Here is a 7,206-nt window from a genome sequence, read left to right on the forward strand (position 1 = left end):
GTGAAACGTATAAGTGAGCGGGGCAAAGCGCTAGAAATCGATTAAACGATTTAATTCAGCTTTTAGGGCTGTTTTTGCCTGCTTTTTTACTGATTGCTTCTATTCTTAACAGAGTTTATCGACCACCGGGATGACGGTATCGCCTGGTTTTGAGTGCAAGACAAGAATAGTGGAGAAAGGCAAAGTGCAAGAACATATCGACGATATTGATCCAATTGAAACCAGTGAATGGGTAGATGCACTGGAATCTGTTGCTAATAATGAAGGCAGCGAACGTGCTCACTACATACTTAAGAAGCTAGGGGAAAAAGCTTCTGATCTGGGGGTGAATTCAAATGCATCCCTGACCACGCCTTATCGCAACTCGATCGCATCCAAAGATGAAGTACGTATGCCGGGCGATCTCTTTATGGAACGCCGTATTCGTTCATTCATTCGTTGGAATGCGATGGCGATGGTGATGCGTGCCAACGATAATGACGACGGCTTGGGCGGCCACATCTCTAGTTTCTCCTCGTCTGCCACCTTGTACGATATCGGTTTTAACTACTTCTTCCATGGTTCAGAAGGCGAGCGTGAAGGCGACTTGGTGTTCTTCCAGGGCCATATCTCTCCGGGCATCTATTCGCGCGCCTATCTCGAAGGCCGTTTAACCGAAGAACAGATGGATAACTTCCGTCGTGAGGTCGATGGTGTCGGCTTACCTTCTTATCCACACCCTTGGTTGATGCCGGATTTCTGGCAGTTCCCAACCGTATCGATGGGGCTAGGCCCCATTCAGGCGATCTATCAAGCGCATGTGATGCGTTATCTGTCAGCCCGTTCTTTGATCGATCGTGGCGAGCGTAAAGTGTGGGCCTTCCTCGGCGACGGTGAGTGTGATGAGCCAGAGTCTTTGGGAGCGATCTCTTTGGCCGGCCGTGAACACTTAGAAAACCTGGTGTTCGTGGTTAACTGTAACCTGCAGCGTCTCGATGGACCGGTGCGTGGTAACGGTAAAATCGTTCAGGAACTCGAAGGCGTGTTCCGTGGCGCTGGTTGGAATGTCATCAAGTGCTTGTGGGGCCGTCATTGGGATCCACTGTTTGAAAATGACACCAAAGGTTTGCTGCAGAAACGCATGGACGAAGTCTGTGATGGTGAACTGCAAAACTACAAAGCCAACGGTGGCGCGTACACCCGTGAGCATTTCTTCGGTAAATACCCAGAATTGCTAGAGATGGTTAAAGATCTGTCCGATGACGATATCATGAACCTCAACCGAGGTGGTCACGATCCATACAAAGTGTATGCGGCCTACCATGAGGCAATGAATCATAAAGGTCAGCCAACCGTTATTTTGGCGCAAACCGTTAAAGGTTATGGTACCGGTAAATCAGGTACGGCGAAAAATGATACGCACTCATTGAAAAAAGTGGCGATGGAAGATCTCAAAGATTTCCGTAATCACCACAACATTCCGCTGACCGATGAACAGCTGAAAGATGTTCCTTATTACCGTCCATCTCCCGATTCTGCGGAGATGAAGTACATGATGGATCGTCGTAACCGGTTGGGCGGTGTCTATCCAACGCGTCGTAATGATTTTGAAGCGTTAGAAATTCCACCACTGGAATCCTTTGCGGCACAGCTAAAAGACAGCGGCAAGCGTGAAATGTCGACGCAGATGGTACTCAACCGAGTACTGAGTACCTTGGTAAAAGATAAGAATATGGGCAACCGTGTCGTGCCTATTGTGCCGGATGAAGCGCGTACTTTCGGTATGGAAGGTATGTTCCGTCAGCTTGGTATCTACACCTCGGCCGGACAGAATTATGAGCCGCATGACTCTGATCAGATCATGTTCTACAAAGAATCTAAAACCGGTCAGATTCTCGAAGAAGGTATTAACGAAGCGGGTGCGATGTCGGCTTGGATGGCGTGTGCTACGTCATACAGTAACAACAACTGCACCATGGTGCCGTTCTATATCTACTACTCGATGTTTGGTTTCCAACGGGTGATGGATTTGGCTTGGGCTGCCGGTGATATGCAAGCCCGTGGTTTCTTGATCGGTGCGACCTCTGGGCGGACAACGCTCAACGGTGAAGGCTTACAGCATCAGGATGGTCATTCGCACTTGATGGCGCAGATGATTCCTAACTGTGTCTCTTACGATCCGACTTTTGGTTATGAATTAACCGTAATTGTTCAAGACGGCCTGAAACGGATGTTCCAGGATAAAGAGAACAAGTTCTACTACATCACTACCATGAACGAAAACTACGCTCATCGCGCCATGCCTGTTGGTGCTGAGGAAGGTATCGTTAAAGGCATGTATGTGCTGCAGGAAGGTAAAGAATCGGATAAGAAAGTTCAGCTGATGGGTTGCGGTACCATCTTACGTGAAGTCATTGCGGCGGCCGAAATTCTGCACGAAGATTTTGCTGTTGAAGCCGATATCTGGAGCACAACATCGATCAATGAATTACGTCGTGATGCTCAGAGTGTTGCCCGTTGGAACATGATGCACCCCGAAGAAGAGGCACGTACCTCTTACCTGCAAGATTGCCTGAAAGATCGTCAGGGGCCGGTGATCGCCTCAACCGATTACATGCGCAATTACGCTGATCAACTGCGTGAATATATCCCAGGTACTTATAAAGTGCTGGGTACTGATGGTTTTGGTCGCTCCGATACTCGCGCTAAGCTGCGTGATTTCTTCGAAGTTAGCCGTTACTACGTAGTCGTTGCCGCCCTAACTGCACTGGCAGAAGAGGGTAAGGTTGAGCGTTCGGTGGTAGCTAAAGCGATGAAGAAGTTTGGCATTAATCCGGAAAAACCAGCTCCTTGGACTGTGTAACCCGACGCTAAACTTTTAAGAGAGGATAATGACGTGAGTACTGTAAACATTACGGTTCCTGATATTGGTGGCGCAACAGACGTTGATATTGTTGAAGTCTGTGTAGTCGTGGGTGACACAGTGGCGGAAGGTGATTCGCTGATCGTGCTGGAAACCGATAAGGCATCAATGGAAGTGCCCTCTACCCATGCGGGTACAGTGAAAGAAATTTTAGTTGAAGTCGATAGCACCTGTAACGAAGGGCAGGGCATTGTCGTGTTAGAAACCGAACCGGCGGCTGAAGCAGCGGTCTCGGTTGAAACGCCAACCGCCGCGCCTACGGAAGCGGCACCAGCACCGGCGCCTGCTGCTGAAGCACCAGCCAGCGCCAGTGCTGTCGAAAAAATATTAGTGCCCGATCTCAGTGGTGCTAGCGATGTGGATGTGGTTGAGGTGTTGGTTAAGGCGGGTGATACCGTCGCCGAAGGGGATTCCCTGATCGCACTGGAAACCGATAAGGCCTCAATGGAAGTACCCGCTGAGAAGGGCGGTGTGATTGTTGCCATTCATATCAATGAGGGTGATACGGTTAACGAAGGCGATCACCTATGTGATCTGCAAGTGGCGGGTGCTGCACCTGCCTCAGCGGCTGCTCCCGTTGCCGAAGCGCCTGCCGCCGCGGCTCCTGTTGCTGCCGCACCTGCGCCGGTGGCTGGTGGTATCGAAGATATTCTGATTCCTGATCTTAGCGGTGCCACCGATGTTGATGTGGTTGAAGTGCTGGTTAAGGATGGTGATACCGTTGCCGAAGGCGATTCGCTGCTGGTACTGGAAACCGATAAAGCTTCGATGGAAGTGCCTGCACCGAAAGCCGGTGTGGTCAAATCGATGAAGATTAAAGACGGTGATCAGGTCAACGAAGGTCAGTTGCTGATGCAATTGGAAGTCGTGGGTCAAGCAGCGGCTCCGGTTGCGGCAGCACCCGCAGCAGCGGCGTCAGCGCCAGCGCCTGCAGCACCGGCTGCGGCACCGGCGAAAGCAGCAGCTCCCGCCACTGCGGGTAAGGTCGATCGTGAAGCGCTAGAGCAGAAGAACAAAAAAGTTCACGCAGGCCCAGCCGTTCGTGCTATTGCCCGTGAATTTGGCGTCGATCTGTCACTGGTAAGCGGCACCGGCCCACGCAATCGTATTCTTAAAGAAGACGTACAAGCGTATGTTAAGGGTGCGTTGAAGCAGTTGGCTGAAAAGCCAGCCGCCAGCGTCACCGGTGGATCAGGTATTCCGGCCATTCCAGAAGTCGATTTCAGCCAGTTTGGTGAGATCGAGATGGTGAAAATGTCCAAGATCCATAAACTGACGGCCGCCAATATGTCGCGCTGCTGGTTGAACATTCCGCATGTAACTCAGTTTGATAAAGCCGATATCACCGATCTGGAAGCGTTCCGCGCCGAAATGAAAGAGGAAGCGGCACGTAACGGCGTTAAGCTAACACCGTTACCCTTCATGCTGAAAGCGATTGCCATTGCCCTCAAAGCGCATCCGAAATTCAATGCGTCGTTGCATGCTGATGGTGAACACATCGTCTACAAGAAATACATCAATATCGGTATGGCGGTCGATACGCCAAACGGTTTGATGGTGCCGGTGATTAAAGATGCCGATAAGCTGAGCATCTACGAACTGTCCCAAGCGGCCGTAGAACTGGCAGGCAAAGCCAAAGATCGTAAGCTGAAACCGGCAGAGATGCAGGGCGCGTGCTTTACCATCTCAAGCTTAGGTGGCATCGGCGGTACCGGCTTTACACCGGTAGTCAATGCCCCTGAAGTGGCGATTCTAGGTGTTTCCAAAGCGGATATCGAACCGCGTTGGAATGGTAAAGAGTTCGAACCCCGTAAGATGCTGCCACTGTGCCTATCTTACGATCACCGCGCGATCAACGGCAGTGACGCGGGCCGTTTCCTCACTTACCTAAATCAACTACTCAGCGATGTACGTCGCATGGTGATGTAAGCATAAGACAAAGCCTACAAGGCCGAAGCTTATCACTCACACAAGCCTCTTTTCAGCAATGAAGAGAGGCTTTTTTTTGCGTTGTATGTAGGAGGCGTGCCCCCACGCCGATGGTTTTGTTTGTGGATTTATCGCGGCGTGGTTTTTTTTGTAGGAGGCGTGCCCTCACGCCGATGGTTTTGTTTTGTGGTTTTATCGCGGCGTGGTTTTTTTGTAGGAGGCGTGCCCTCACGCCGATGGTTTTGGTTTGTGGATTTGTCGCGGCGTGGTTTTTTGTAGGAGGCGTGCCCTCACGCCGATAAGGTTCGCCTTTTTGTCGATATTGGGTTATCGGCACGAAGGCGTGCCTCGCTACAATGATACGATATGATGTTTGTTTGTGGGTTTATCGCGGCGGCGTGATGTTTTGTAGGAGGCGTGCCCTCACGCCGATGGTTTTGCTTTGTAGGTTTATCGCGGCGTGGTCTTTTGTAGGAGGCGTGCCCTCACGCCGATAAGGTTCGCCTTTGCCGATTATGGGTTATCGGCACGGGGCGTGCCTCGCTACAATGATACGATATGATGTTTGTTTGTGGTTCAATCGCGATGGGCGGTTTTTTTTGTAGGAGGCGTGCCCACACGCCGATAAGGTTCGTCTTTTTACCGATATGGGGTTATCGGCACGGGTACCCAAAGGCCATGCTAGCGTGCCTCGCTACAGACGTTCATTGAGACGTTTAATGCTTTAGCTCTATCGTTCACTCACAATCAAATTATTTTTAAGGCGACATTAATTGCGTACAGGATGACGTGGGGCTGGTATAATTTCGGCAAAATTTAAGGCTGCGGAAGGATAAACGGCAAATGAAAGTAACGGTTTTTGGCATTGGTTATGTGGGGCTTGTTCAGGCGGCGGTATTGGCCGAAGTCGGTCATGATGTTTGTTGTGTCGATGTTGATGCACAAAAGGTTGAAAACCTTAAGAACGGTATTATTCCCATCTATGAGCCGGGCTTAACACCGCTGGTGAAATCTAACTACGAAGCGGGTCGTTTACAGTTTACCACGGACGCTAAAGCAGCCGTTGAATTTGGTGAAATCCAATTCATTGCGGTAGGTACTCCCCCAGATGAAGATGGCTCTGCTGATCTACAATATGTGCAAGCGGTTGCTAAAACTATCGCCACCTACATGCAAAGCCCAAAAATTATTATTGATAAATCCACAGTGCCTGTCGGTACTGGTGATAAAGTTGAAGCGACCATTGCTGAAGTGCTAAGGGGTCGCAAATCAACACTGGAATTCCATGTGGTCTCCAACCCTGAATTCCTCAAAGAGGGCGCAGCGGTCAGTGACTGCATGCGCCCAGATCGTATCGTTATCGGTACTGAAAGCGATCACGTTAAAGATGTGATGACTGAACTGTACGCCCCGTTTAACCGTAATCACGACCGTATTATCTTTATGGATGTGCGCAGTGCCGAGCTGACTAAATATGCCGCTAACTGTATGTTGGCAACTAAAATCAGCTTTATGAACGAGATGGCCAATATTGCCGAAATGGTAGGGGCTGATATCGAGAATGTGCGTAATGGTATCGGTTCTGATGAGCGTATCGGTTACCACTTTATCTATCCTGGTTGTGGCTATGGTGGTTCATGTTTCCCGAAAGATGTTCAAGCATTGGTGAGAACATCTGAACAGATTGGTTATGATTCACAGATTTTGAAAGCGGTCGAATCCGTCAATGCGAAACAGAAAACTAAACTGTTTGAACTGATCAAGCGTCATTTCAATGGTGATGTTGCCGGTAAAACCGTGGCGCTGTGGGGCTTATCATTCAAGCCGAAAACCGATGATATGCGGGAATCGTCTAGCCGTGTATTGATGGAATTGTTATGGGAAGCCGGTGCCAAAGTGCAGGCATTCGATCCAGAAGCGATGGAAGAAACCCAGCGTATCTATGGTTCGCGGGCTGATCTCAACCTGATGGGCACCAAAGAAGCCGCACTGAATGGTGCGGATATGTTAGTGATCTGCACCGAATGGCAAAGCTTCCGTGCACCAGACTTCGATACCATCAAGCAGCAATTGGCCGAACCGGTTATCTTTGATGGTCGTAACCTTTATGATCCACAGCGCATGGCCGACCGCGGCTTCAGCTATTACGCCATTGGTCGCGGTTTATCGATCAAGCAAGGCTAAAAACGCGAAAAAATCGCACCGGATATAAACGGTTTAAAACACCGTAGTATGGGGTTATCGGCACGAGGTACCCAAAGGGCATGCTAGCGTGCCTCGCTACGAAGATAATCCGTTTGTAGGAGGCGTGCCCTCACGCCGATGGTTTTGTTTTGTGGTTTAGTCGCGACGGGGGCGTCGCTCGCTACAATGAT

Annotated in this window: 3 protein-coding genes; all 3 read left to right on the plus strand. The window is 50.1% G+C overall.

Annotated elements, in window-relative coordinates:
• Positions 1–130 precede the first annotated feature (130 nt).
• The 3 genes from aceE to Q4488_RS17105 all read left to right on the plus strand — a co-directional run bounded on the left by aceE (position 131) and on the right by Q4488_RS17105 (position 7,015).
• Complete coding sequence (aceE, locus tag Q4488_RS17095) at positions 131–2,842, plus strand: pyruvate dehydrogenase (acetyl-transferring), homodimeric type (protein WP_303581698.1); 2,712 nt, start codon at positions 131–133, stop codon at positions 2,840–2,842.
• 33 nt (positions 2,843–2,875) lie between these two features.
• The gene (gene aceF, locus Q4488_RS17100) at positions 2,876–4,831 is read left to right on the plus strand and encodes a dihydrolipoyllysine-residue acetyltransferase (RefSeq protein ID WP_303581699.1); all 1,956 of its coding nucleotides are present in this window, start codon (positions 2,876–2,878) and stop codon (positions 4,829–4,831) included.
• Positions 4,832–5,674: 843 nt separating this feature from the next.
• A complete protein-coding gene (locus tag Q4488_RS17105; RefSeq protein ID WP_303581700.1) occupies positions 5,675–7,015 on the plus strand; it encodes a UDP-glucose/GDP-mannose dehydrogenase family protein in 1,341 nt (446 codons plus the stop codon).
• The last annotated feature ends 191 nt before the right edge of the window (positions 7,016–7,206 follow it).

It is taken from the genome of Amphritea sp. 1_MG-2023 (genome assembly GCF_030547545.1).
Taxonomy (GTDB): Bacteria; Pseudomonadota; Gammaproteobacteria; order Pseudomonadales; family Balneatricaceae; genus Amphritea.